At 38.6% G+C, this 23,926-nt stretch carries 23 protein-coding genes, 10 tRNA genes and 1 pseudogene; 4 read left to right on the plus strand and 30 right to left on the minus strand.

Features of this window, described 5'->3' with window-relative positions; all coding sequences use genetic code 11:
- Positions 1 to 94: 94 nt before the first annotated feature.
- From ASE01S_RS01965 to ASE01S_RS01975, 3 genes are all read right to left on the minus strand, one after another.
- A tRNA-Ile gene (locus ASE01S_RS01965) sits at positions 95 to 171 on the minus strand.
- 3 nt (positions 172 to 174) lie between these two features.
- Positions 175 to 248, minus strand: a tRNA-Gly gene (locus ASE01S_RS01970).
- A gap of 50 nt (positions 249 to 298) precedes the next feature.
- Positions 299 to 375 (minus strand) — tRNA-Arg (locus ASE01S_RS01975).
- Positions 376 to 1,727: 1,352 nt separating this feature from the next.
- Between ASE01S_RS01975 and rplK the strand changes: the two genes are divergently transcribed.
- Positions 1,728 to 2,156 carry a 50S ribosomal protein L11 gene (gene rplK, locus ASE01S_RS01980; RefSeq protein ID WP_067837501.1) on the plus strand — a complete coding sequence of 143 codons (429 nt, stop codon included), beginning with the start codon at positions 1,728 to 1,730 and terminating at the stop codon, positions 2,154 to 2,156.
- Between the two features lie 119 nt (positions 2,157 to 2,275).
- The gene (locus ASE01S_RS01985) at positions 2,276 to 3,043 is read left to right on the plus strand and encodes a MerR family transcriptional regulator (RefSeq protein WP_306303206.1); all 768 of its coding nucleotides are present in this window, start codon (positions 2,276 to 2,278) and stop codon (positions 3,041 to 3,043) included.
- 74 nt (positions 3,044 to 3,117) lie between these two features.
- Here ASE01S_RS01985 and ASE01S_RS01990 read toward each other — a convergent pair whose 3' ends face one another.
- From ASE01S_RS01990 to ASE01S_RS02005, 4 genes and pseudogenes are all read right to left on the minus strand, one after another.
- Positions 3,118 to 3,882: an ABC transporter ATP-binding protein gene (locus ASE01S_RS01990; RefSeq protein WP_067837505.1), complete on the minus strand. Its 765-nt coding sequence runs from the start codon at positions 3,880 to 3,882 to the stop codon at positions 3,118 to 3,120.
- Positions 3,883 to 3,891: 9 nt separating this feature from the next.
- Entirely contained in the window at positions 3,892 to 6,228 is a 2,337-nt protein-coding gene (locus ASE01S_RS01995) for an ABC transporter permease (protein WP_083511990.1), read from the minus strand.
- Positions 6,229 to 7,489 (minus strand): annotated as a pseudogene (locus tag ASE01S_RS02000) (MFS transporter). It abuts the gene before it with no gap.
- Between the two features lie 120 nt (positions 7,490 to 7,609).
- Complete coding sequence (locus ASE01S_RS02005; protein WP_169793084.1) at positions 7,610 to 8,134, minus strand: TetR/AcrR family transcriptional regulator; 525 nt, start codon at positions 8,132 to 8,134, stop codon at positions 7,610 to 7,612.
- Positions 8,135 to 8,372: 238 nt separating this feature from the next.
- On the opposite strand from ASE01S_RS02005, the gene ASE01S_RS02010 reads away from it, so the two are divergent.
- Positions 8,373 to 8,909, plus strand: a complete 537-nt coding sequence (locus ASE01S_RS02010; RefSeq protein ID WP_067837511.1) for a dihydrofolate reductase family protein — start codon at positions 8,373 to 8,375, stop codon at positions 8,907 to 8,909.
- 50 nt (positions 8,910 to 8,959) lie between these two features.
- Here ASE01S_RS02010 and ASE01S_RS02015 read toward each other — a convergent pair whose 3' ends face one another.
- The 10 genes from ASE01S_RS02015 to ASE01S_RS02060 all read right to left on the minus strand — a co-directional run bounded on the left by ASE01S_RS02015 (position 8,960) and on the right by ASE01S_RS02060 (position 12,216).
- Positions 8,960 to 9,454, minus strand: a complete 495-nt coding sequence (locus ASE01S_RS02015) for a GNAT family N-acetyltransferase (protein WP_067837512.1) — start codon at positions 9,452 to 9,454, stop codon at positions 8,960 to 8,962.
- A 602-nt stretch (positions 9,455 to 10,056) separates the two neighbouring features.
- Positions 10,057 to 10,581, minus strand: coding sequence for a DUF3231 family protein (locus tag ASE01S_RS02020; RefSeq protein ID WP_067837516.1), 525 nt, complete (start codon positions 10,579 to 10,581; stop codon positions 10,057 to 10,059).
- A 280-nt stretch (positions 10,582 to 10,861) separates the two neighbouring features.
- Positions 10,862 to 10,945: transfer RNA gene (locus ASE01S_RS02025), tRNA-Leu, on the minus strand.
- Between the two features lie 22 nt (positions 10,946 to 10,967).
- Positions 10,968 to 11,040, minus strand: a tRNA-Lys gene (locus tag ASE01S_RS02030).
- Between the two features lie 96 nt (positions 11,041 to 11,136).
- Positions 11,137 to 11,211 (minus strand) — tRNA-Gln (locus ASE01S_RS02035).
- 11 nt (positions 11,212 to 11,222) lie between these two features.
- A tRNA-Asp gene (locus ASE01S_RS02040) sits at positions 11,223 to 11,299 on the minus strand.
- Positions 11,300 to 11,319: 20 nt separating this feature from the next.
- Positions 11,320 to 11,394 (minus strand) — tRNA-Glu (locus ASE01S_RS02045).
- 17 nt (positions 11,395 to 11,411) lie between these two features.
- Positions 11,412 to 11,502 (minus strand) — tRNA-Ser (locus ASE01S_RS02050).
- Between the two features lie 4 nt (positions 11,503 to 11,506).
- A tRNA-Asn gene (locus tag ASE01S_RS02055) sits at positions 11,507 to 11,581 on the minus strand.
- Between the two features lie 164 nt (positions 11,582 to 11,745).
- The gene (locus ASE01S_RS02060) at positions 11,746 to 12,216 is read right to left on the minus strand and encodes a SprT family protein (RefSeq protein WP_067837520.1); all 471 of its coding nucleotides are present in this window, start codon (positions 12,214 to 12,216) and stop codon (positions 11,746 to 11,748) included.
- Positions 12,217 to 12,286: 70 nt separating this feature from the next.
- Here ASE01S_RS02060 and cmpA point away from each other — a divergent pair, with 70 nt between their 5' ends.
- Complete coding sequence (cmpA, locus tag ASE01S_RS15690; RefSeq protein WP_157065126.1) at positions 12,287 to 12,397, plus strand: cortex morphogenetic protein CmpA; 111 nt, start codon at positions 12,287 to 12,289, stop codon at positions 12,395 to 12,397.
- 335 nt (positions 12,398 to 12,732) lie between these two features.
- Here the strand turns inward: cmpA and ASE01S_RS02065 are convergent, their stop codons facing one another.
- From ASE01S_RS02065 to ASE01S_RS02125, 13 genes are all read right to left on the minus strand, one after another.
- Positions 12,733 to 14,907, minus strand: a complete 2,175-nt coding sequence (locus ASE01S_RS02065; RefSeq protein ID WP_067837524.1) for a Tex family protein — start codon at positions 14,905 to 14,907, stop codon at positions 12,733 to 12,735.
- 158 nt (positions 14,908 to 15,065) lie between these two features.
- Positions 15,066 to 15,659 (minus strand): SpoIIE family protein phosphatase, encoded by a 594-nt coding sequence (locus tag ASE01S_RS02070; protein ID WP_067837526.1) that lies wholly within the window; start codon positions 15,657 to 15,659, stop codon positions 15,066 to 15,068.
- On the minus strand, positions 15,659 to 16,450 hold the full coding sequence (sigB, locus tag ASE01S_RS02075; protein ID WP_067837529.1) for an RNA polymerase sigma factor SigB: 792 nt from the start codon (positions 16,448 to 16,450) through the stop codon (positions 15,659 to 15,661). The genes ASE01S_RS02070 and sigB overlap by 1 nt, the downstream gene beginning before the upstream one ends.
- Positions 16,422 to 16,898, minus strand: a complete 477-nt coding sequence (rsbW, locus tag ASE01S_RS02080) for an anti-sigma B factor RsbW (RefSeq protein ID WP_067837532.1) — start codon at positions 16,896 to 16,898, stop codon at positions 16,422 to 16,424. The genes sigB and rsbW overlap by 29 nt, the downstream gene beginning before the upstream one ends.
- 1 nt (position 16,899) lies before the next feature.
- The gene (locus ASE01S_RS02085) at positions 16,900 to 17,235 is read right to left on the minus strand and encodes an STAS domain-containing protein (RefSeq protein WP_067837534.1); all 336 of its coding nucleotides are present in this window, start codon (positions 17,233 to 17,235) and stop codon (positions 16,900 to 16,902) included.
- Between the two features lie 59 nt (positions 17,236 to 17,294).
- Positions 17,295 to 18,305 (minus strand): PP2C family protein-serine/threonine phosphatase, encoded by a 1,011-nt coding sequence (locus tag ASE01S_RS02090; RefSeq protein ID WP_067837536.1) that lies wholly within the window; start codon positions 18,303 to 18,305, stop codon positions 17,295 to 17,297.
- A gap of 18 nt (positions 18,306 to 18,323) precedes the next feature.
- Positions 18,324 to 18,725 (minus strand): anti-sigma regulatory factor, encoded by a 402-nt coding sequence (locus ASE01S_RS02095; protein ID WP_067837538.1) that lies wholly within the window; start codon positions 18,723 to 18,725, stop codon positions 18,324 to 18,326.
- Positions 18,726 to 18,727: 2 nt separating this feature from the next.
- Entirely contained in the window at positions 18,728 to 19,084 is a 357-nt protein-coding gene (locus ASE01S_RS02100; RefSeq protein WP_067837541.1) for an STAS domain-containing protein, read from the minus strand.
- A gap of 4 nt (positions 19,085 to 19,088) precedes the next feature.
- Positions 19,089 to 19,958, minus strand: coding sequence for an RsbT co-antagonist protein RsbRA (gene rsbRA / locus ASE01S_RS02105; RefSeq protein WP_067837544.1), 870 nt, complete (start codon positions 19,956 to 19,958; stop codon positions 19,089 to 19,091).
- Positions 19,959 to 20,446: 488 nt separating this feature from the next.
- Positions 20,447 to 20,797, minus strand: a complete 351-nt coding sequence (locus ASE01S_RS02110; protein WP_067837547.1) for a type II toxin-antitoxin system PemK/MazF family toxin — start codon at positions 20,795 to 20,797, stop codon at positions 20,447 to 20,449.
- Between the two features lie 4 nt (positions 20,798 to 20,801).
- Positions 20,802 to 21,077 (minus strand): CopG family ribbon-helix-helix protein, encoded by a 276-nt coding sequence (locus ASE01S_RS02115; RefSeq protein ID WP_281176863.1) that lies wholly within the window; start codon positions 21,075 to 21,077, stop codon positions 20,802 to 20,804.
- Positions 21,078 to 21,182: 105 nt separating this feature from the next.
- The gene (gene alr / locus ASE01S_RS02120) at positions 21,183 to 22,331 is read right to left on the minus strand and encodes an alanine racemase (RefSeq protein WP_067837550.1); all 1,149 of its coding nucleotides are present in this window, start codon (positions 22,329 to 22,331) and stop codon (positions 21,183 to 21,185) included.
- Between the two features lie 570 nt (positions 22,332 to 22,901).
- Positions 22,902 to 23,924, minus strand: coding sequence for a LolA family protein (locus ASE01S_RS02125; protein WP_067837552.1), 1,023 nt, complete (start codon positions 23,922 to 23,924; stop codon positions 22,902 to 22,904).
- Positions 23,925 to 23,926 lie beyond the last annotated feature (2 nt).

Below are 23,926 nucleotides of genomic sequence, written 5' to 3' on the forward strand. Positions count from 1 at the left end.
AGAATCGATGATCTTTTTATTGCTCGGTTTCAAGCACTAGCTTTTCTTACTTTTTGATACTGGTTGATTGATTCAGTTTTCAAAGATCAAATTATGGTGGGCCTAAGTGGACTCGAACCACCGACCTCACGCTTATCAGGCGTGCGCTCTAACCAGCTGAGCTATAGGCCCAATTGGAGCGGGTGAAGGGAATCGAACCCTCGTCATCAGCTTGGAAGGCTGAGGTTTTACCATTAAACTACACCCGCAAATATTAATACTGACTTACTCTAAATAAGTTATAAATTTCAGGCTAAAATGGCGCGCCCGAGAGGAGTCGAACCCCTAACCTCTTGATCCGTAGTCAAACGCTCTATCCAATTGAGCTACGGGCGCCTGTTTCAGCAACGAAATTAAATATAACATGAAATGAGCTACTAAGTCAACCACTTTTTTTATAATTTGAAATGCATTTTTAAAAAGGTTAGCTCAAGCTCTTTTTACTGTAATATTTATAGAAATGAATAGGGATCTTGCCTAATGATTTCCTCTTAAATAAGCAATAAACGTCTATTTAAAAAACTTAAGCTAACCTTCCTAATCATCATTTTTTTGCTTTAGTTTCATTTTGTAAGGGTGAACTTACATCACTTAAGATTATCGAACCCGAGCAACAGTCAAACAAAGCGAACAACAAATTGGAACATGCACCTATCCATTGCTTACCCTAGTCAGGTTTTTTCAGTGTTTTGTGATTGTTATTCCACCTGCTCCAATTATATTTATATTATATAGTAGGAAATGGGTGAATCTCATCCTTATTTATTTTTATCTTTAGCGAGCACTCTGTTAACTGTGTTGAATCCTATAACCTACTCAACAGCTATATGCTCAAGCATAAATCTCCCTTAAACTACGGTATGGCTCGGCTACATAAACCATCCTCATATAAGGAGTACATTGGCAACACGTGCATCCATTGTTCGTCGTTATCCTAGGTCACTTTGCTCAACCATATAAAAAACCTTAGTTAAATCTCTTACCCTGCATACTTGCTACTTTAATATTAGCAAGTGCGACTTTCGCGAACCCATTATCCCAGACTGAACTATCCAGTTTCCTTCCCATTTGACCAGCAAAATCCCTACTTTTTTGAACCAGTTACTTCTATATTAATGAACATAAGAGCTACAGATGGATGAATGTATGGATTTCTCGTTTATTGATTCACATTCTTTCAATAATTATTCATCTAATTCAATATTTTAAGTATGACTAAAAAATTAAATAATCTAAAACTGAACAACCATAGCGCTTGTTTTATTTTAATGGAATGCCTATATTCCCAAGATCATAAGCAAAGTATGTTTAGTCTGCATTCAGCATTCGGTTGAAATAGAACATATACCTTCGCAGCATAAAGTGAAACCTCGTTCAGTGGGGGGGCGCTTTCTGTGCTAGTGCAGACGTTGCGACACGATGTCGCGAACTAGTCAGCCTCCTCCATCCCCACTGATTGAACCAATTGGGCCATTACTGGCTGTTGGATCTCCCACTTAGACAAGACGTGTCCCCTTATTTCTTGTAGTGGGAGGCTTACAAAAGCCCTTCGATGGGGCGAGTAGTCGCAGCCCCAGCCAGTTACACTACCATAATCAATTGAAATAAAAAGTGGCTAACTTTAAGACTTGACCTTCTCGTTACGTAAACCTGTAACATAAGGAATTGGGTTGGAGGAGGTGATAAATATGGCCAATAAAAGAAATGTTATTACAACTAGAATTTTAAATTTACCAGCAGGTGAAATTAATCCGGCTATAATAGGAAAGGATTTAGCTCCTACGGGTATCAATTTAGTTAAATTCGTAAATCAATATAACGACATGACCAAAACTGAAATCGGCAATATTATCCCAGCTAAAGTTACGGTTTACGATGATCAAAGCTTTGTCATTAACTTAAAAACACCCCCTACAGCTTTTTTAATTAAGAAAGCAGCTGGGATTAAAAAAGGTGCACAGAAGAGTGGGCATGAGATCGTTGGTTCGATTACACGTAAAGATTTAGAAAAAATTGCCCAGACTAAACTACCCGATCTAAATACGACCAATCTTACTGGAGCAATGCGAATGATTGAAGGTACAGCACGTAATATGGGGGTTAGCATTGTTGATTAGGCATAATCAGATGCTGATTGCAAAGCCCCTAAACGGATATTTTTTTGAACAATAATTAATCATTTTTTTCAAACGTATTGACATTGACGTTACGTAAAGGTTTATCATCAGATTAGGAGGTGGTTACATTGGAATACACCATTAAGAAAATAGCATGCATGTCTGGTGTGAGCACACGCACGCTCCGCTATTATGATGATATTGATCTGCTAAAGCCAGCTAGAATTAACTCATCTGGATATCGAATTTATGGAGAGAAAGAAATTGATCGGCTCCAATTGATCCTATTTTATCGAAAATTGGATCTAAAACTTGAAGAAATCCGGAATATCTTAAATGATCCGAATTATTCTATCCAGTCTGCACTAGCTGACCATTACCAACAGCTTCTATTAAAAAAGGCTGAAATTGATCATTTACTGGCTACAGTCAAAATGACAATGCGTTACCACAAAGGAGAGATTGAAATGAAAAATCATGATAAATTTGAAGTATTTAAGCAGGCAAAGCTTGCAGAAAATGAAATGAACTACGGCAAAGAAATAAGAGAAAAATATAGCGATGAGGTTATTGATGCAAGTAACCAAAAGTGGTCTAGCCTAACTAAAAAGCAATTTGAGCAAATGGGGAAAATAGAACAAGAGCTAATCGAAAACTTAAAGCAAGTGGCTAAAACAGGTGATCTTTCTTCACCAGATGCCGAAGCAGCCTACAACAACCATAAAACTTGGTTATCCTTTAGCTGGCCATCCTACAATGCTGAAGCTCATAAAGGGCTTGGTGACATGTATGTTGCTGATCAAAGATTTGCCCAGTACTATGATCAAAAGGCTGACCAAAAAGTCACATCATTGCTACGTGATATTATCTATCGCTATGCAAAATAAGTAAAGGTGGTAATGCTAATTATCGCATTGCCACCTATTTATGATTTTTGTTAGGAAAATACGATTAGAATTTTTTAAAATCCCATCTTGGTGAGCCAATTGACGAGTAGCTGCTCGCGTGCTCTTACATCATCTCCTTGTCGATACTTCCCAAGCACTTTTTCTCCCTTAATTGCTCCATCAGCCATATAAAGGACACGTTCACTTCTTGCAGCAACTTTAGCATCATGTGTGACAAGTAGGATAGTTGTTCCATTCAAGTTAAGATCAACCAAAATATTCATAACATCATCCGTCGCTTTAGAATTTAAAGCACCAGTTGGCTCATCACCAAATAGGATCTCTGGATCATTAATTAGGGCTCGACAAATAGCCACTCGCTGTAGCTGGCCTCCAGAGGCTTGATCAATTTCATGTTCCTTTAACTGCCTTATCCCTGTTTCGCTCATTAATGCTAATGCTCGATTTACAATCACTTGGCGTGACTCACGCTTTGCCATAAACCCAGGTAAGATAATATTATCCAATATATTTAGATTTTTTAATAATTGACTTTGCTGAAAAACAAATCCCATATAATTCAGTCGGATAGCTGATAAGTGGTCTTCTGTCATTTTTGAAATCTTTTTTCCCAAAAAGTATACATCTCCAGATGTCGGTTTATCCATTCCACTAATACTATATAGTAAAGTTGTTTTTCCAGATCCCGATGGTCCCATAATTGTGACAAATTCCCCTTGCTCTATCGAAAGATCAATATGTTTTAAAATCTGACTACTGTTATTTTTATCCAAATGAACAACCTTGGTTAATTGTTTCACTTCTAATATCTTCTTCATTAGCTGACCTCACTCTTCTCTCAATGGCATAAGATTACGTTTTGGGATGGATTGACTACACCATATTATAGTTATACTTACAGTTAAGATAAGACTGACAGGATAAACAAACCAACTAACAAATGGATCAATAATAAATTCCATCTTTGAAATACCTGTGATCAAAGCAACGGCGAGTTCTTGACCTAACGTCATTGCAGATAACACCCCCAATACTGTTCCAAGCAACAAAACCGTTAAGATTCGAGTTAAATATTGAACCTGAATATTCCGATAGGGGATACCAAGATGGTGCATAATACCAATTTGCTTAGACTCCTTTGCTAGGAGCATCTTACAAAACATTGCTGTAATTAGTACCGCGATAATAATGGCCAGCCCAAATGCAAGCTTAACAATCAACGCTAATTGATCGACTAAGCCACCTAATGTTTGGCTCAAGTATTCATCCATTTCTGTCACCTTGACCTCAGGAAATTCACGATTGTATTCCATTGTTTTATCAGCTACGGATATACCAGAAGCCAGTTCAATATTAATCACATACCAGAGAATATCCTCCTTCTGATAAGGTAATTGTGCCTTCGCTGTGCGACCGCCATTTGTTATATCCTGGTAAATCCCACTAATTGACAGTGTGTAACTCCGATCATCATTAGTCAATAAGGTAACCTCATCGCCTACTTTTTTGTCAAGCTCTTCAGCATATAAACTAGAGATGGCCATTTGATCCACTGAATCAGGCGCTGTTCCATTTAAATATTCAAGTGGAAAGATAGAAAAGTCACCTGACTCTATCTTTATCGTTTCGTGTAGGCCGTCTGCATTTTCTAGCCTATAAGCGGCTGTTACTAAACCAGTGTGATTAACAATATCCTGATCCTCAATTAAATATTGATTGATTTGTCTATATACCGAGTCCATATCCTGTCTGTGCTGAATATCGATTCGAATATCACTCCGTCCCGCTCCCATATAAGTAATAAATTCTGGAGATGTAAGGGTATTGAGGAGGTTAAATGGCATATTCATTAGACCTACGCAAACTAAAAAAATAACAGATAATGTCCCATATAAACTAAACTGGCTAAAGACTGCTTTTAATCCGAGAAAAATATTAGGGTTTCCTACAAAACAACGACTAAGTTTGAACCCTCTTGATCGATACTTATTGCCATTGATCATCATTTGTCTAAGCGCATCAATGGGCGATATTTTGCTTATTTTACGTAAGACAACCTGACAAAACAGCAGAATGATCCCAAATACAAATAGTGCCCCTAGAAAGGGAATGATGTTAGACCAAATGGTTAAATTTGAACTTCCCAGATAAAGTGAGATATTAGCAGTAAAGACATGACCAATAAACAGTGAGATCAAATAACCACATACAGAAGCAGTGAAACTTATGATTATATATTTAGCAAGATATAAACGTTTAATCTCTCTCTTGCTAATGCCAATCGCCTTCATCACACCGATCTCACGATAGTCTTCTTCAATCGTTGCTATCAAGGTGAGCCGTATACAAAGTAACGCAATTGCCAATAGCAACACACTAATTAACATAATGACCGCAACAACCACACCATCTGTTAAAGCATTTAAAACCCGATAAAACGTATAATTAATCGCTGTCCCCTGTTGGGGGAGAGAGCTTGACTGGTACAAAGCTTCAAATTCATTCACATCATTCACATCGTGTAATAGAAACTCAATTAAATATTCCTCTTCACTACAGTGATTCTGCAATGTCATCCAATCATTGTCATTGACAACAAAACGTTTTGACGTAACAATAGCTGGGTTCATTTGTGCATCACGGACAAAGGCTGTTATGGTAAATTCCATATTAAGATTATTTTTCACAATTTGAACTTTGTCTCCTAATTCTAAGCCGTACTCCTTCATGTGATAGATCGGTACTCCAATCTCACCATCATTGACATCGATCTTATGATTATTGGTATCTAGCAAAAAATCAAACTCCTGATTTTGTTTGACGAAGCTATTTTCAATAATACTGTTCGCTTCAGAGTTTTCATTATCTCCCAGATAGAGGTAGGCACCGTTAATACCCAGCATTGTCACAGTTTGTTGGTTTCTAACTAATGGATTTTCTTCCGTAAAAGTATCTATCTCCGCTTGGTTAAGATCACCTGCGTACATTTGAACATAGTGTGGTGCTTTTGCTGCAATGAACAAGTTATCCATTGAGCTAAACAAGGTGACCATAATCTGGGTCGCCCCTGACACCAACAGAGTAGCAAGTAAAATAAATACAAAAAGAGTGGTTATAATCACTTTATTCCGCCTGAGGTCTTTTACTAATATTTTTCTTTTCATCTATACGATGGCCTCGTTTCTCATCATTCTATAAGTTAACAGTGTCAATCCTAGCATTACGATACTAACGAAAAGCGTCGGTAAATATACATAACCACTGAATGATTCAAAAGCTAAGCCATAGATAATCTGTCCAATCGGTGCCATACATTGTGACGCTGCAGTTATAATGGCCATGACCTTACCTAAGTTCTCATTAGGTGTCTTTTTCTGAACTTTAGTAATAACGAAAATAGAGGCTATTGTCATGATCATGGCAATGAGAACAGTAGATATGATAAATAAAATAAATGAAGGATAGTAGCCCAAGTTCAACATTATCGGAGTTACTGAAAGTGCGGTGGGCAACACAAGTACCGCAATGATAAGCAACCAGTAATGGAGTGTACTGACTTGGATTTTCTTAGCAAAAAAACCAACAGATAATGCTCCAATAATCGTCGCTACATTAATTAATCCCATGCCTATACCATACATTGTATTGCCACTGCCCATAGTCAATCTAAGGACGATAGGACCTCCTTCAATAAAGTAAGGTGTTAAAAATAAATTAAGTAAGGCAGCAAGGACCATTGATTTCATAATAAACGGCTGCTTTACCACATAAGTAAAGCCATCTTTTAAGTCGCGCGTAATCATAAGAGCAATATAGCCCGATTGTTTACGTTTCTCAAACGGAATCTCGATAAACATTTCCATAATAGCGGAGAATATAAAAGTAAAAAAGCTAAGGACCACTAAAAGACGAAGACCTATTACACCATACAGTAATCCACCTATAAACTGGAGCAATCACTGCTGAGAGTGCTTGGATTGCTTGGATCAAGCCATTAGCCCCTTCTAGCTTTTCTTTCTCTACTAACAGTGGAATACTTGCCGTTACAGCTGGAGTGTACATCGCACTTATGATAGAAAAGATAATCATGATCACAGCAATAAGTAATACAGAAGTGTAACCGCTAAGCATGAACAAAATATAAATAAGTATGACTGCACCTGATGCAAAATCGAAGTTAACCATAAGATTACGTCGATTAAATCTGTCAGCCAATACTCCTCCAAGCGGGGCTAGTAATAATGGTATATTCGACATGGCATAAAGACTCGCATAAATATCGGCACGACCAGTAAGATCAAGCACATATAACGATAAAGCAAAGCGCAGTAATACTGAGCCAAGTACTGAAATAATCTGACCCGCTACCATTAATCTAAAATTTTTGGGTGAAGAATTAACCTTTAAGAATTGATTGCTCTCCATCTTATTCCCCTCCTGTTCAGCTATCTAGAATGTCATAAATAAAATTAAAGCTTCCTTTCTTGGCACCAAGTAGACGCTCAGCCGATTGAACGAAACCTACTAACCGTTGAACGCGTTCTTCTAACGGCCAATCAAAAATAGCCTCATCAAACAGCATTTGCCTGAAATAAGTAACATATCCATAACCGTTCTCGGGTTGTTGGTGTGAAAATCCCCATTATCAATTCCTTGGATAATTACTTCAGTTATAACAGGTGATAACCTTTGAATAGATTGCACAATTGTTTTGACATGCATGGCGAGATTTTCTGGTTCGTGTGCAACCTTTATCATGCTCTCCTTGCTATCTCCTACTTCCGGACGTTGTGCTAGCAATATTTTTGCTATTTTCTCAATCGGGCTTATTGTCTGATCCTCGACAATTGCTCTTGCCCTCACAAGATCTTGATCAATAATTCGCTCGATCATCGCATCAAGAATATCATCCTTTGACTTAAAATAGTGATAGAAGGTCCCTTTGGCAATCCCAACAGCTTGACGAATATCATTAATGGTCGTCTGATTAAATCCTTTCGTGATAAATAGTCGCTCAGCAGTATCAAGTAATTCTTTTCTTCGTACGTCATGTTCTTTTACGACACGCATCTTCATTCTCCTTATTTCAGTCTTTCTTACACTGACTGACCGACGGTCAGTATAATATAATTCGAATTTTATAGCACCATTCACATGTTCACAACATACTTTTAACGCTAATTGATAAATTACATCTGAAGTCTTAGTTTCTAGCCCTTGCACATGCTTATTTTGAAAATGACATAGAATATATGACAGTGGATGTCAGATTTTTGCTAGTATAATAAAATTAAAGGAGATGAAGATAATGAACCAAAAGCGCAAGATAGTTCTTTTTATTGCTACAAGCCTAGACGGTTATATTGCGACAAAGAATAACTCACTTGATTGGTTATTCGATGTTGAAGGTGATGGAGATAATGGCTTCTCTGCTTTTTATCAAACAGTTGATACCATCCTTATGGGGCGAAGAACATACGATTGGATAATGAACCAGGAGCTCGATTCATTTCCTTATGAAGGTAAAGCCTGCTACGTCTTTACCCAATCGGTTGTTAACGATACAAAATATGTAAAATTTATCAATGAAGATATGACTGATTTTTTGGACAGGCTAAAAAGCAGGTCCGGAAAAAACATATGGATCGCTGGCGGTGGAGGGTTGATCAATTCTATTATTAAGACTAAACAAGTTGATGAAATCATATTAACGATTGCACCAACCATTTTGGGTGGTGGAATTTCACTGTTTCGAGAGGGCGACTATCACTTGAATTTAGAATTAAAACAAATGAAAAGGTATAATCAATTTGCTGAATTGTATTATATGGTGAAGGACGTATAACTACAAAATCATATCACAGCTAAGATTGTAGTTATACGATAAATCAAACGCTAGCTATCTTCTTCCAATAAGTTTAGTTTCATAATCCACTGTTCACCTATTGGACCTGTTTTTCTTTTCCCTGTATCGATGAATCCAACTTTTGTATAGAGCTTCTGGGCTGGAATGTTTTTATGGTTAACAGCTAAAACGACTTCATTTATATTAGAAAATTCAGATGTGATAAACTTTTTTAACATGGCCAACCCTCGGTAAGCATAGCCTTTTCCTTGATGGATATAATTAATCGAGAAAGCCGTTAACAAAACAGCTCGGGGGTTATCGGTATACTCTTTAACTCGATCTGTCGTATGCAATAAAAAAAAGCCAACAGGTTCTTGACCATTCAGGATAACAATCGGGTTTTGTCCTTCTTCTATGTCTGATTGTTGTTTGATTGGCAATGCCGCAAACTGTGCTTGTTGATCTGGTAATTGAAATGCATGTAATTCTTTAAAATAATCTTGAGTAGCGTATGCTAGCTTTATACATGCTTTTTCTTCCATTGCTGTCACTTCTCCTCGTTGTTTTTAATCCATATTACCATAAGCACATATGTTTGTCATTATCGCTCTTTCGGACTAAATTAGTATAGTAAAGAGACCGAACAAGGAGACTTTAATCCTAAACTGTTAACTCTGTTTAATTGTGAAGTCTTCTGTTACAACTTAATGAATAATACCTAGCCCTCTCAGTCTAACTATTGTATAACGAGCACACTATAATTAGCTGAAAGAAGCTCTTTCTAAGTCCTTAATATCTAAATTATTCAACACATTTTAATCTTTTTTGCTTTTTACTCATAAAAATGCACAAACACATTATACAAAGTGAAACTTCGTTCAGTGGGGAGTTCGACGCATAGGATGTGCTCGTGCAGACGTTGCGACACGACGCCGCGAACTTAGTCAGCTTCCTCTCTCCCCCACTGAACGTTAGTTAAACCAATCGAGCCGTTACTGGCTGTTGGATCTCCCACTTAGACATGACGTGTTCCCTTATTTCTTGTAGTTGGGAGTCTTACAAAAGCCCTTCGATGGGGCGAGTAATCGCAGCCCCAGCCAGTTATACTGCGATAAAACTCTATGCTCGTGCTTACTATTCTAACTTAGACCCGTTGAACCTCTTCACTTACTTTGCTTAGGTGTAGTGGCGGTGGAATCAACCAGCCTTTTTCCTTGTTCAGCTTCAAGTATTTTGCACCTAGCGCAGCTTTGTCAGTGTGAAATTGACCAAACATCATCGCAATGTCCTCACGAATAGATTGTCCAATAATGGTACTGCATGTCACTAAACCTGCCGCTACCTCCGCTGCTGTTGCAGCAGAAACAGCTGGATCCTGAAAACGGGCACCAGTTGGTATACTATTTAGATCAGCCTTTGGTGGCTCCGGTGTTTCTGGAGGGAGGCCCACACCATTATCCCTTAAAACCGTTTCGACTTGCTTCACTTCTGCTTGACTTTGCTCAATCGTTTCTTGAAGTAACTGCTTCAAGTCGTCGTCTCCTACATGGTTAATCAGCATTTGATATTTACCAATTGCACCATTAGCAGCCATAACATAATTCCACGCGCTAAATACTTCACCATAATGTAATGGTTCATCTTGAGGGTTTCCATTTAAAATACCCATCATCTTCCTCCTTAAATTATTTTTGTGTCATCTTTCGATCTATACACTCCATTAGAATATCCTGAATTTTAACAATTATACGGTTTTCAAGCTTAGTATATCGATGGATTTCGAAAAGCGCAGGTCTGTTCAAGAATGGCTGATAAAGTGAAACTCGTCAATTACACTGCGATAAATTATCAGACGAAGGGGCATTTTACGGTATTGTCTAATCGATCAATAAGAATTGAAGACATAAAAAAAATACCAAAACCTCTAAAAGAAGGATGGTATTTAGTGATGCGGTCGAGAGGACTTGAACCTCCACGGGATAAACTCCCACTAGGCCCTCAACCTAGCGCGTCTGCCATTCCGCCACGACCGCATAATATTTTTAAAACATCAGATGAGCCATGAAGGATTCGAACCTTCGACCCTCTGATTAAAAGTCAGATGCTCTACCTACTGAGCTAATGGCTCTTTATAATCTTGCCATATTTAATTCTTTATTAACAGAAAACCCCTTTAAAACCTTAGGGCTTCAAAGGTGTTCTATTAAGTATAGATATAATAAAATGGCTGGGCTAGCTGGATTCGAACCAGCGCATGACGGAACCAAAAACCGTTGCCTTACCGCTTGGCTATAGCCCAATAAATGATAATGGCGGTCCGGACGGGACTCGAACCCGCGACCTCCTGCGTGACAGGCAGGCATTCTAACCGGCTGAACTACCGGACCCTAACAAATTGAAGATATAATGGTGACCCGTACGGGATTCGAACCCGTGTTACCGCCGTGAAAGGGCGGTGTCTTAACCGCTTGACCAACGGGCCATTACAACAAAAAACAATGGCGGAGAAGGAGGGATTTGAACCCTCGCGCCGCTTACACGACCTACACCCTTAGCAGGGGCGCCTCTTCAGCCACTTGAGTACTTCTCCATTATGGCTCCACAGGTAGGATTCGAACCTACGACCGATCGGTTAACAGCCGATTGCTCTACCACTGAGCTACTGTGGAATAGATGAAAACTTATATTAGCGACGTTTAAAAATATACTATATCACAAGTGAAATGTCAACATATTTTGTCTTATTTTTATTTAAAAAATAAACTGAGTTATCCATTTACGATTAAGACCTAAAAAGATATAGTTACATTTTACTTGGAAAGGTATAAATAGGTCAAGCCTCCATCGGAGATTCCTTCTTGTTTAGTTGTTTTAATTTGCCGCGACAAGCTCCACAGCGGTAACGTTTAAGGTCAATTTTTTTCTTCCTGATATAGTGTTGCCCACATTGGGTGCAACTATAATAAATTTTCGGTTTTTTTTGAACTGAAGGAAGGGGTTGGCAATGCTTGGGAGCTCCAACCTGCTTTAACAAGCGTTGAAAACTAGCATCTCGATCACGGTAGTTTTCACCTGTAATATGAAGATGATAATGACAAAGCTCATGCTTGATAATACCAATCAACTCATCCATCCCTAGCTCGATCAAATATTTTGGGTTTATTTCAATCTTCCTATGTCCCGGTAAATATCGACCACCAGTTGTTCTAAGTCGGTTGTTAAAAGCTGCTTTACCTAAATAAGGTTGGTGAAAATACGTAAGTGAAAGTTGTTTAATAAGTGTTTTTAGTTGTAAATCATCCATATTCGTGTACCTCAAAATTCCCTTTTTACATATGCTATCTTAACAAAAGTTTAGTCAAGGAGGAATAACCATGCCGACTTGGTTAAAGAGACAACTTACTTATGCTTTCAAGCAAAAAGATATTAACCAAATTATTATCCTAAACCAGTGCTGGTTTTTTTATCATTCTGAGCAAGGCTAAAACTGGTCTGAGACCACACAAAAAACCGTCATTGTGGTGCATTAATCATTGGCAGGTCCGACGTAACGTACCTATCGTGTGTAGCTCTTCGATACAGATTACCTCGTAGTTTTGGCTGATCAACTTATTCTGAATGGTTGATTACCTTTTCGTGTAGACGAGCTACTTCTAGTAAAAACATTCTTCAAGAAGGGCGAAGAATACTCGCCCTATCTTGAGTGAAGCTGGACCATAGGGGTAGCTTCGTCAAAGAGAAACCTCTGTGATGGAAGAGATACACGTAGCCAAGCATCTCCCACTTCAGTCAGACTGCGAGGACGCTAAATGGGGGAGGTTCAAGATTCTTGTTTAACCATGGTTAAAGCTATCCGTTCTTTAGCTAAATCGACTTGATCTACCCATACTGTAACTACATCACCTACAGAGGCGATATCCATTGGATGCTTTACAAATTTATTAGACATTTTGGAGATATGGACAAGTCCGTCCTGCTTAACCCCAATGTCAACAAACACACCAAAGTCAACGACATTTCGCACTGTACCTTGTAATTCTAATCCGGGCTTTAAATCTTCCATCGACAAAACGTTTTTCTTAAGCAAAGGTTTAGGAAGATCATCTCGTGGGTCACGCTCTGGACTGCTTAACGCCTTAACGATATCTTGTAAAGTAATTAATCCAATATTCAATTCTGTTGCTACTTGATTTAAATCCAAAGTAGCTAATGCTTTAGTTAGCTTTTCACTTCCTAAATCTGCTCCCGTACAATCGATCATCGCAAGTAACTGTTTAACCTCTCGATAGCTTTCAGGGTGGATCGGCGTACGGTCCAATGGCTCATCTCCGTTTGAAATACGAAGAAATCCAATACTTTGTTCATAAGTTTTCTGACCAAGTCGCGGAACATCCTTAAGTTGCTGACGTGAAGTAAATTTACCTAAATCCTCTCGAAGCTTAACAATATTCTCCGCTACCGCTTTGCTTAGCCCTGACACATATTGTAGCAGTGAGACCGATGCGGTATTAACATTAACCCCAACTTGGTTAACGGCTGTCTCAACAACAAATTTCAGTGATTCACTTAAACGCTTCTGACTGACATCATGTTGATATTGACCAACACCAATTGATTTTGGATCAATTTTAACGAGTTCGGCTAGTGGATCTTGAACACGTCTTGCAATTGAAACAGCACTACGTTCTTCAACCTGAAGATCAGGAAATTCCTCACGTGCTAATTTAGAAGCAGAATAAACACTTGCTCCAGCCTCATTAACAATTAGATAAGGTGTTGAAAACTGTTCCTTTTCAATTAAATCGGCTATAAATTGTTCTGTCTCACGCGAAGCAGTACCGTTTCCAATAGCTATAAGCTGAATCTTGTATTTTGACATAAACGCTTTGACCTTCTGCTCGGCACCTGCTATATCCTTTTTTGGTGCGGTTGGATAAATGACATCAACTGCAATCATCTTTCCGGTCTCGTCTACTACCGCCAATTTACAGCCAGTACGATATGCTGGGTCAATCCCTAAAATCATTTGTCCTTTTAAAGGTGGCTGTAGCAATAAGCTATTGAGGTTTTTAGCAAAAATATCAATGGCCTGTTCCTCTGCCTTTTCCGATAGACTAGTACGCACTTCACGTTCAATTGAAGGCTGGATCAATCGTTTATAGCTATCGCTAATAGCTTCACCCAAAAATGTTTTAACCGCTTCTTGACTATTATTTTTAATGATTTGACGTTCGAGATAGCCTTGAATCAGCTCTAGCGGTGGTTGTATTGAAACCTTGATAACCCCTTCCTTTTCACCTCGATTCATAGCAAGGATTCGGTGGGAAACAACGGATTTTACCGCTTCTTGGTAATCATAATACATTTCATAGACCTTTTTCTCATCTGACTCCTGATCCTTGACTTGAGTAATGATAAGGCCTCGTTCAACCGTCTGCTTTCTTATGTAGTGACGATAAGATGCTTGGTCCGATATCCATTCAGCAATAATATCATTAGCTCCTTCTAAAACTGCAGTGGTTTCAGTTAATTCATACTCGTCAGAAAGAAACTCAGTGGCAGCTTGGTTCAGATCGGTTAAACTTTGTTCCCAAATTTGTTGGGCCAATGGCTCCAACCCTTTTTCCTTAGCAATAGTTGCCTTTGTCCGACGTTTTTGTTTATATGGACGGTATAGATCTTCAACACGTTGTAGTTGTTCAGCTTGTTCTATTTCAGCTTTTAGCTCTGGTGTCAATTTTTGTTGCTCGTCAATTAAACGGATGACCTCAGCCTTCCGCTGGGCCAGCTGCTGACCATAGTGCCAATGGTCTTCAATTTCTTTTATTTGAACTTCATCTAAACTACCTGTTTGTTCCTTACGATAACGTGCAATAAAGGGAACGGTATTTCCTTCTTCTAATAATTTAATAACTTGTTGAACTGTTGAGAGCTTGAGTGAAACACGTTTGGCTACACCTTCAATGACAAGCCCTTGATTTAATTCCTGACTCATGACTTTTCCTCCAATCTCTATTCCCTTATTTTATCAAAACTTTTACCCGTTTGGCTATTCGAATCATCGTATCCCCTTGATCTGCTGCTTTGAGCCCATAGCTTGATAAGAGAGCATAGCAAAAGCTCTATGCCTTTGCTTGCTTAGCATAGAGCTTTCTAATGGTATTTTATAATGATTAAAGTTGTATCATCTGCATGGTTATGGTCAAGCCGTTCTGCAAACGTATCGGTCATCTCAATAACATTTCTCTTTTTAAATAATTCATGTGATAAATCATGTGAACTCACACCGTCAGAAAATAACGCAAAAATAGTACCTGATTCCAACTGCCCTTGCTCTTCTTTCATTGCTCGAGCATATACTCCTAAGTAACCCGAGATTGGAATCATACGTTTTTTTAGTGTGTCAACCGTTATGGTTATTAAACCAATATTACCTATGGATGCGTAGGTATAGACTTTTTTGTGATAATCAAGCTTTAAAATCCCAAGTACTACTCCACGTTTGCCTATTAATACCTTGTTACTTTCTTTGACCAGCTCGGCTGTATCCATTGTTGGCTCTGACTTAACAACGTTCATCACAGCCATTGAAGACTCACGCGCTAACTCTCCACTGCCTAAACCATCCGCTAAGGCACAGATAAAGTAACGATCATCTTCATAGTAATAATAGCTGTCACCACAATAGAAATTACCAGCTTTAGGGGTCTGATAAATTGATACATCAACTCGTTTTGTCTCTACCATTAATCATTAACTCCAATACCATCAGCTTGTAGGGCTTCCTTTAGCTTTAACAAAGCACGTCGTTGAATTCGTGACACGTGCATTTGCGAAATCTCCAAAAGTTCACCTGTCTCTTTTTGACTTTTATTTTCAAAGTAAGTATATTGTAAAATTTTTTGTTCACGCTCAGACAAAATCGGTAATACTTTCTCCAATAATAACCGTAGATCTGTTTTTTCAAAACCTTCATCTTGGTTTCCGATTAGGTCAAGTATCGATACTGTGCTTCCATCAGAGTCTGATTCAATTTTTTTATCAACCGATAAAGCTTTATAGCTTTGCCCCATTTCCATGGTCTCAAGAACTTCTTCTTCTGTCACTTCCAAATATGCTGCAATATCGCGTACGGATGGAGAACGTTGATACAAAGTGGTTAATTCCTCTGTTGCTTTTTTAATTTTTGGTCCTAATTCTTTAATTCTACGTGGCACATGCACACTCCAAGTCTTATCACGAATAAATCGCTTAATCTCACCGATAATCGTTGGAATGGCAAATGACTCAAATGATTTACCTAATGATGGATCATACCTTTTGATTGCTGCTAATAATCCAAGCATCCCTACTTGAACAAGATCCTCATGAATCGTACTATTCTTTGCATATTTTCGTGCAATGGAATGGACGAGATCCTGATAGGTTAAGACAATCTTCTCTTGTATTTGTTCATCTTGTGGGTTACTTTGTAGGTGCTTTATCCATTGGTAAACCTCATCCCCACGCTTATTGTGTGGTTGAGATTTGGCCGTCATCAAAATCCACCTCGTTTATTGGGAGATTCTTAGTCATTAATACAATAACGCCATAGTCATTTTTTATCTCCACTTTATCCATTAGTGCATCAATTAAAAATAAACCGAAACCACCTTCACGTAAATTTTCAATCTTTTCTGATGGTTGATAAGGACCGATTTCTTCCTTGATCTTAGCTAAATCAAAACTACCTCCATGATCTGCCACCATCACTTCTAATCGGTCTTGATAAACCCCAAAGCCAACGGTAACCTCACCTTCCTCCTCAACATCATAGGCGTGAGTTGTCGCGTTCGTCATAGCTTCAGAAATTGCCACCTTTAAGTCCTCAATTTCCTCATAGGAAAAGCCCATCCGATTAGCAATCCCAGACACACTCAACCGGATGACCCCAACATATTCAGATTTTGCAGGAAGCTTCATCTCAATAAAATCAAACTGTTCCATTTTAGTTTCCACCCCGTACTGTTGTATCAATCGTGATAATATTGTCTAAGCTTGTAATCTTGAATAAGCGATGGACGCGATCTTGCAGGTGAATGAGTCTAAGCTTTGATCCACATTCATTTGTTGATTTCAATGCACTAATAAATACACCTAATCCAGTGCTATCCATATAGTTTACATGTTCTAAATCAACAACAACCTCTGCATTCGGTTGTCTAGTCAATGGTAATAATGACTCTTTCAGCTTAGGTGCGGTATAGGCATCAATTTCTCCCGATAGCACTAATACCGTTGATGCTTCCTGTTTTTTCACTTCTACCTCTAAGTTGATATTCATCTGCTACCTTCCTTCCACACTTGTCAATTGATTTATGTAATTCCCGATATCGGAGATCACTAAACTTCTTTTTTTATAATGATTAAAGTAAAGTCATCGCGTAAATGAAACTCTTGTAAGCGCTCAAAATACTTATAAACCTTATCCACCGCATTTTGAGCAGGTAAATGAATATAATCTTTAATCACCTGACGAACCTCTTCACGCTCAACAAAGCGATCGCCTACTCGACATTCTGTTACACCATCTGTTAATAAAATGATGCAGTCACCCTTGTTTATCTTTTGAATACATTGCTGGTAAGTAGCGTTATGCGTTGCCCCTAACACTAACCCACGTGCATGAATTTCTTCAAAGCGGTCCTCACTAGCATGATAATAAAATCCCGGTTCGTGACCAGCTGAGGCGAATGAAAAGGTCTCATCTTCAGGATTATATAAACCATAAAACATTGTAATGAACATGCTAGGATCTACATTACGTTCAACGACACGATTTAGATTTTCCAAAATCAAACTAGGTTCGCGTTGATTATCAGGAAAGCTATCCATTGAATATTTAATCATAGACATAGCCAATGCCGCAGGAATACCTTTTCCGATTACATCAGCAAGGGCAATACCTAGCGATCCATCCTTATCGGTCACAAAGTGATAGTAATCACCATTCATTTGATTAGCCGGTACGCTTATCGCCCCAATATCTAGCCCCTTAACACTTGGGTGGACAGTAGACAATAAGGTTTCCTGCATTCTTGCCGCGACGGATATTTCAGACTCTAATTCGAATTGTTTTTGCCGTAAAAACTGAAATTCTTGTAAAGCTAACCCATAGGAAATCATCGCTTCCAAAAGAAAGTCTAGTGAATCCGTCACCTCTTGAGGCAACTCAGGATGTAAGTCCTTCAATGCCTCAATATGAACATTGATAATTTCCTCAGGTGAAATACTATGCTGTACAGACATTTTACTTAATTGTTCAGCCTGATATAATACGGTTTCATTTTTGGTTAGGAGATACTCTTTAAGTAAGTTCCGATAATTATTTAAGTCAAGTTTCATTTGTTCCATTGGCATTCCCCCGATACGTTATCTTAACCATTTAATTGCTTCTATTTCTGTACCTTTTTCCGAGTCAGAGCGGATTTCAAAAAAATCCATCAACCGCTTAACTCCTGGTAAGCCTGCACCTAATCCACCTGAGGTTGAATAGCCATCTTGCATGACTTGGCTAATATCGCGAATACCAGGACCATTGTCTTTCGCTACTATTTTCAAACCCTTTTTATCTAGCTCATCAATGACTTCAAAACAAATCGTGCCTGTTCTCGCATATAAGTAAATATTCCTTGCCAATTCTGAGATTGCAGTGGCAATACGTGCTTGATCGACTGTTCCAAACCCTAGTTCCTTAGCATGTTTCCTGCCTAATTGCCGTGCCCCTACAATATCCCATTCTTTTCGAATTGTTACACAGGGTTTGAAATCCATAACTACCCCTCCAGTTCCTGGCGAAGTTTGATCAACCCTTGCTCGAGGTCTAGTGCAGTTGGAACGTCATGCATATGGATGCCTAGTTCAATTAGCGTCATGGCAACAGCAGGTTGAATACCAGTCAATACCACCCTTGCTCCCATCAACCCAGACATAGTCACTACATCACCTAACACCTTTGCAATGAATGAGTCAATGATATCAACCGATGTTAAATCAATGACCACTCCTGTTGCCCCACTCTTATGAATCTCGTTTAATAAATCTTCTTGAAATTGAATCGCTGACTGGTCATCAAGATCTATCTGGATTGATATTAACAAGTAATTATGAAGCTTTAAAATTGGGATACGCACAAGATCACTCCTTGTCTAAAGATTCAATCATTTCCTCAATCGCACTAGCACTGTCCTTCTGTCGGATAATCTTACGATTGGTTAACTCAAGCGCTGTTTCAAATCCTTTTCTTAATGATGATTTGGTCGGGAATTTGCCTAGATCAATACCTAAGTTTACAATGGTTTGGGCAATTTCAGGACGTATTCCAACTAAAATGCAGTTCGAGCCGATTAATCTAACTGCCTCAGCTGCCTGAATAATATGGTGAGCGACCATGGTATCGACAACAGGAACACCTGTAATATCCATTAGTACCACCTCAGCATTATGCTTAATGACTCCCTCTAGTAAATTTTCCATGATTAACTTAGCCCGTTCGGTATCAATTGTACCTATTAAAGGCATAATCGTAATATTACGCATCACAGGAATTAAGGGGGCAGATAATTCTTGCAAGGCCACTCTTTGCAAAGATACTGTATGCTCCCAGTTCCCTGAATACTCATTAACTAGCTTATTAATAATCGGATCAACCCAACTATCCACTCGGTCTAAAATGACTGAAAAGTAGTCAGTATCGATTTTGTCGGTTTGTCCTAGAACAAAATCGATCACTACCCGGCGAAACGTTTGTAAACCATCGGTTAAATAAGATAATGGCCACCCCAAATTAACAAGGCGTTCTGAAAATTCCTCTAAATCTTTAGTCAACCCCTGCTGTTCCAAACTTGCAAAAATCATGTTGACAAATTCACGGTTAGTGCTCTGAAATAATTCTTCAGAAATTGAAGAGGTATAATCATTCTGTCTTTTTTCAGAAACAATTTCCAACCAATTTTTAATGATAATATCACTATTTTCAATAATGATTTTTTGAACACGTTCTGGCAAGATTATGACCACCTTTATTTGTTAGAAATATTGTATTTGCACTTAATTTATCATTTTTTAGCTAAAATTACTATAAATCTGTTTTTATCCGGTGAGCTGTAACAAATTGGAATACCGGAGCGCTAGTTAGGGAATCAAGTCTATTTTATTTCGCTAAGCATCTAACAGGTGTATAGATAACAAAAAGCACTTGTCCCATGGGAGTGATACGCTTCTTTTAAGCAGCAGATTTTATTTACTAATCTGCTGCTTAAAAGGGCATATCAGATGACAAGTGCTCTTCCGTATTATTCTCAAATGCGCCTCAGCGTATTTGTGCCCAAATTAAATCGAGCCAAACTCGTTAAATCCCCTCTGAAAATCTGCCGCATCAGCTAGAGGGTTAACTTTATTCTGCCGGGGTTTGTACCGCACTGAATGAAAGACAAATAGACATACATCTCACCACTTATAGTAGTGGGAGACTTCTGCTAAGTGAAGTTAAATCATTAAATATGGGTTAACCCTAGACTAATTTCTAGGGCTTTATCAATCTTATCCATCATTTGACTATCTAATTGTGTTATCTTATCTGTTAATCGTTGCTTATCGATCGTTCGAATTTGCTCGAGTAGAATAACAGAGTCGCGTTCAAAGCCATATTTGTCCGCACTTATTTCCACATGGGTCGGCAACTTTGCCTTTTGAATCTGAGCCGTAATGGCTGCCACAATGACAGTTGGGCTAAATCGATTCCCAATATTGTTTTGAATAACTAATACTGGACGGACTCCACCTTGCTCTGAACCCACAACTGGAGAAAGATCAGCGAAATAAACTTCGCCTCTTTTTACGATCAAAGCATCACACCCCGCTCACTAAGCGTTCAAAGGTGATTTCTGCCTCCTCTTCAGCTAAAAAAGATTCTGAAGCAATATTTAGGTTAATCTTTGCCATCTCTAAATAACCTCTTTGCATCGATTCGCGAATGTGTTTCTCTTTTTTGTCTTGCACGTAAGATTTTGTTGCTTGATAAATAAAATCATTAAGATCTTTTTCCTCTTCCTTTATCAGACTGTCTACCTCATTAAGTAATGTTTTAGGTAAGCGTACAACAATTTCTTGCATGTTAGCTGACAAACGATACACCTCCACCACAATTAAATCCGTTTATTCTAGTCTCTTTTATAATAGCATTGTCATAACCTCTTGCAAAGGCATTTTTGATAGTTTTTTTTGTAATTCTTAAAAATTAACGCCGGCTCCTTCAGTATCACTCGGATCATAGAACCTTGGTAATCGATTGGTCAATAAGCAGGCAACCTCATAGTTGATCGTTCCTAAATGTTGAGCAATCTCCTCCATACTTATTTTTTCGTTACCTTGTTTACCAATAAAGGTAACTTCTGTACCTATAGGATATGCCTGATCCAGCTTTACCATACATTGATCCATACAAATTCTCCCTATTAGCGGCATTTTCTTTCCGTTAATGAGTACGGATAGACCTTGCCAGCCTCGCTGGATGCCGTCAGCATATCCAACCGGAATCGTCCCAATCCACTCCTCCTGTTCAGTTGTATAGGTGGCACCATAGCTTATTGATTCACCTGCCCCCACTTTTTTGACATGGGTTAGCTTTGCATGTAAGGAAAGTGCTGGTTCTAATGAAATAGGTTGAGTTTCCTTCAAATATAAAGAAGGATATAAACCATACATCCCGATACCAAACCGGACAGCATTAAGCATATCATTTGAATGTTGGATAGCTGCAGCACTATTACCTGTATGGACAACCATTTGATCAGTGGTATGCTGCTTTAATTCGTTGATAAGTGTTTCAAAGCGGCTAGACTGCTTATAGTAATAGTCGTGGTTCGGTTCATCAGCTGTAGCAAAATGTGTATAAACACCTGTTAAATTAATATTGCATTGAGCCAGGTGTGCCATGAAATCACGTAATTCCTCTATTGAACGAATACCTAATCGGCCCATCCCTGTGTCTAGCTTGAGGTGGATAGATAAAGGTTGGCCAATCTTATTCTGTTTAAAGGTTTCTAACCAGCTAACCTGAAATACAGTTAACGTGATTTGGTACTCAATCGCTATTCGAGCAAATTCAGGAGCTACCCAACCCATAACTAAAATTGGAGCCTTAATCCCCGCTTTTCTTAGCCTTACAGCTTCTTCCAGCAATGCAACTGCAAGGCCAGAGGCACCTGCAGCTAAGGCTGCTTGTGCAACTTGAATATCTCCGTGGCCATAACCATTTGCCTTTACTACAGCCATAACGGCAGTTTGATTTGGCAGCTGTTTTTTTAATTGATTTATATTAGCGCTAATGGCAGCTAAATTTATATTAATCCAAGCCTTACGATATAATAATGGGTCCATATTTGTCCCTCATTCCTTATTTAAAAGTATTGATAGAGCTATAAAAAGCAGCTCCCGTTAGTTAGTTAATCCAAAAACATCGTGTAATGGAAATATTCTTAACTGATTATATGACTCATTTTATCATTATCGTTTCTCACTTGACTACTGTCAATAGTCGAGATTATCGAAGCATTAGCTCGATTAGCCTGGATAACAGAGCTAAGAAGCAAAGGAAAGCCGTTGTTCCAATAAAAAAAGCGCAGAGCGCCCGCTTAAAAACGTAGCGACTGGAGCGAATCAACTGAGATAAAGGAATCACGGTAAGCTTGCGAACCGATGATGACTTATCGTAGGGCGATTCGTGAACTCGCCTATTTTGGGCGCTCGAAACTGGAGTCGCTAAATAGGTTACCTACATGTTATCCACATCCGACAAATTTATAATTTCATAGACAACCAAAAAACGGGCACTTGGCCTTAAAGCCAAATACCCGCTAAAGCATAATAGGGTAAGCCCCCTAGCTCACCCATTTCATGTGTTCTAACCTATTACGACTTACTCTTCTTTGTATTAGTACGCTGCCACTATTACTTTTCCATCTGTGGTGTCATCGATTGTGCAACTTGAATCATTTCTTCCTCCGTTAACTGATCACTAACTAAGTAAAAATCGATACCTTGATCGGACCAAGCAATAGATTGTTCTGTTTTTGCTCCAATTGTACCACCAATGTGCACCGGTTCACCATTGGTCCATTCAGGCTCACGAGCAGCAACCATTGCTGTTTCCCTTACCTCTTGTACAATCGTAAAGTCTTTTTCACCTGTGTAAGTTAAAACAACTCGCCGTCCTTCATCTAAATCAAATTCTGAGGTATCTGATAATTCACTGCCAAACATTACGCTTGGGTATTGAATGGTAAAGTCGGTTTGAGGAAGCTGTTGCTCCATGACATTAACAGGTATGCTAAAAATACCACTCGTTAAATTAGTATCAACGTCAAAATAATTATCTTCAAATTCTACATCAAGCTCAAACGGCTCAAATGTGACCTCAACCACCACATTTTGCTCTTGATCATATATTTTCACAAGATAAGGTGTTAAACTTTTTTGGTCGAAATAGATCTCTTGCGTTGGTAACGAATGATTATGTTGATAATTTGTTTGTGTCTTAAAAACATAATATTGATCTGTAACTTTAAATTCCGCTTCATTATCATTTAAAATGTCTGATACGAGTGAATGATATAAGTAGGGTTGACTAGCATTACTAGGCCAGTCACTTTGAAAACGAAAGCTCTTATTCAAAGCAGGTGTCAATACGAACACACCGTCATCGTTTTTTAAAATGATCTGACTCCCTTCTTGATCATCTTCATTTTGCATTAACACACGATAATAATGATCGGCTTGATACGACAAATCAATCTCATATTGCTGGGTGGCTTCGCCAGTTTGCATTTCCATCTTTGCTTTTGTCTGATAACTGGTCAGATCTGTTAAGGTTTGCTCAAGATTCTTGACGACCTCCTCCTGCGAAGCTTCGCCACACCCTGCTATAATGAAGATTGATAGAACGATTAAGCCAATTCTGATCACTCTGTTCATCA

The sequence above is a fragment of the Amphibacillus sediminis NBRC 103570 genome (assembly GCF_001552275.1).
Taxonomy (GTDB): domain Bacteria; phylum Bacillota; class Bacilli; order Bacillales; family Amphibacillaceae; genus Amphibacillus_B; species Amphibacillus_B sediminis.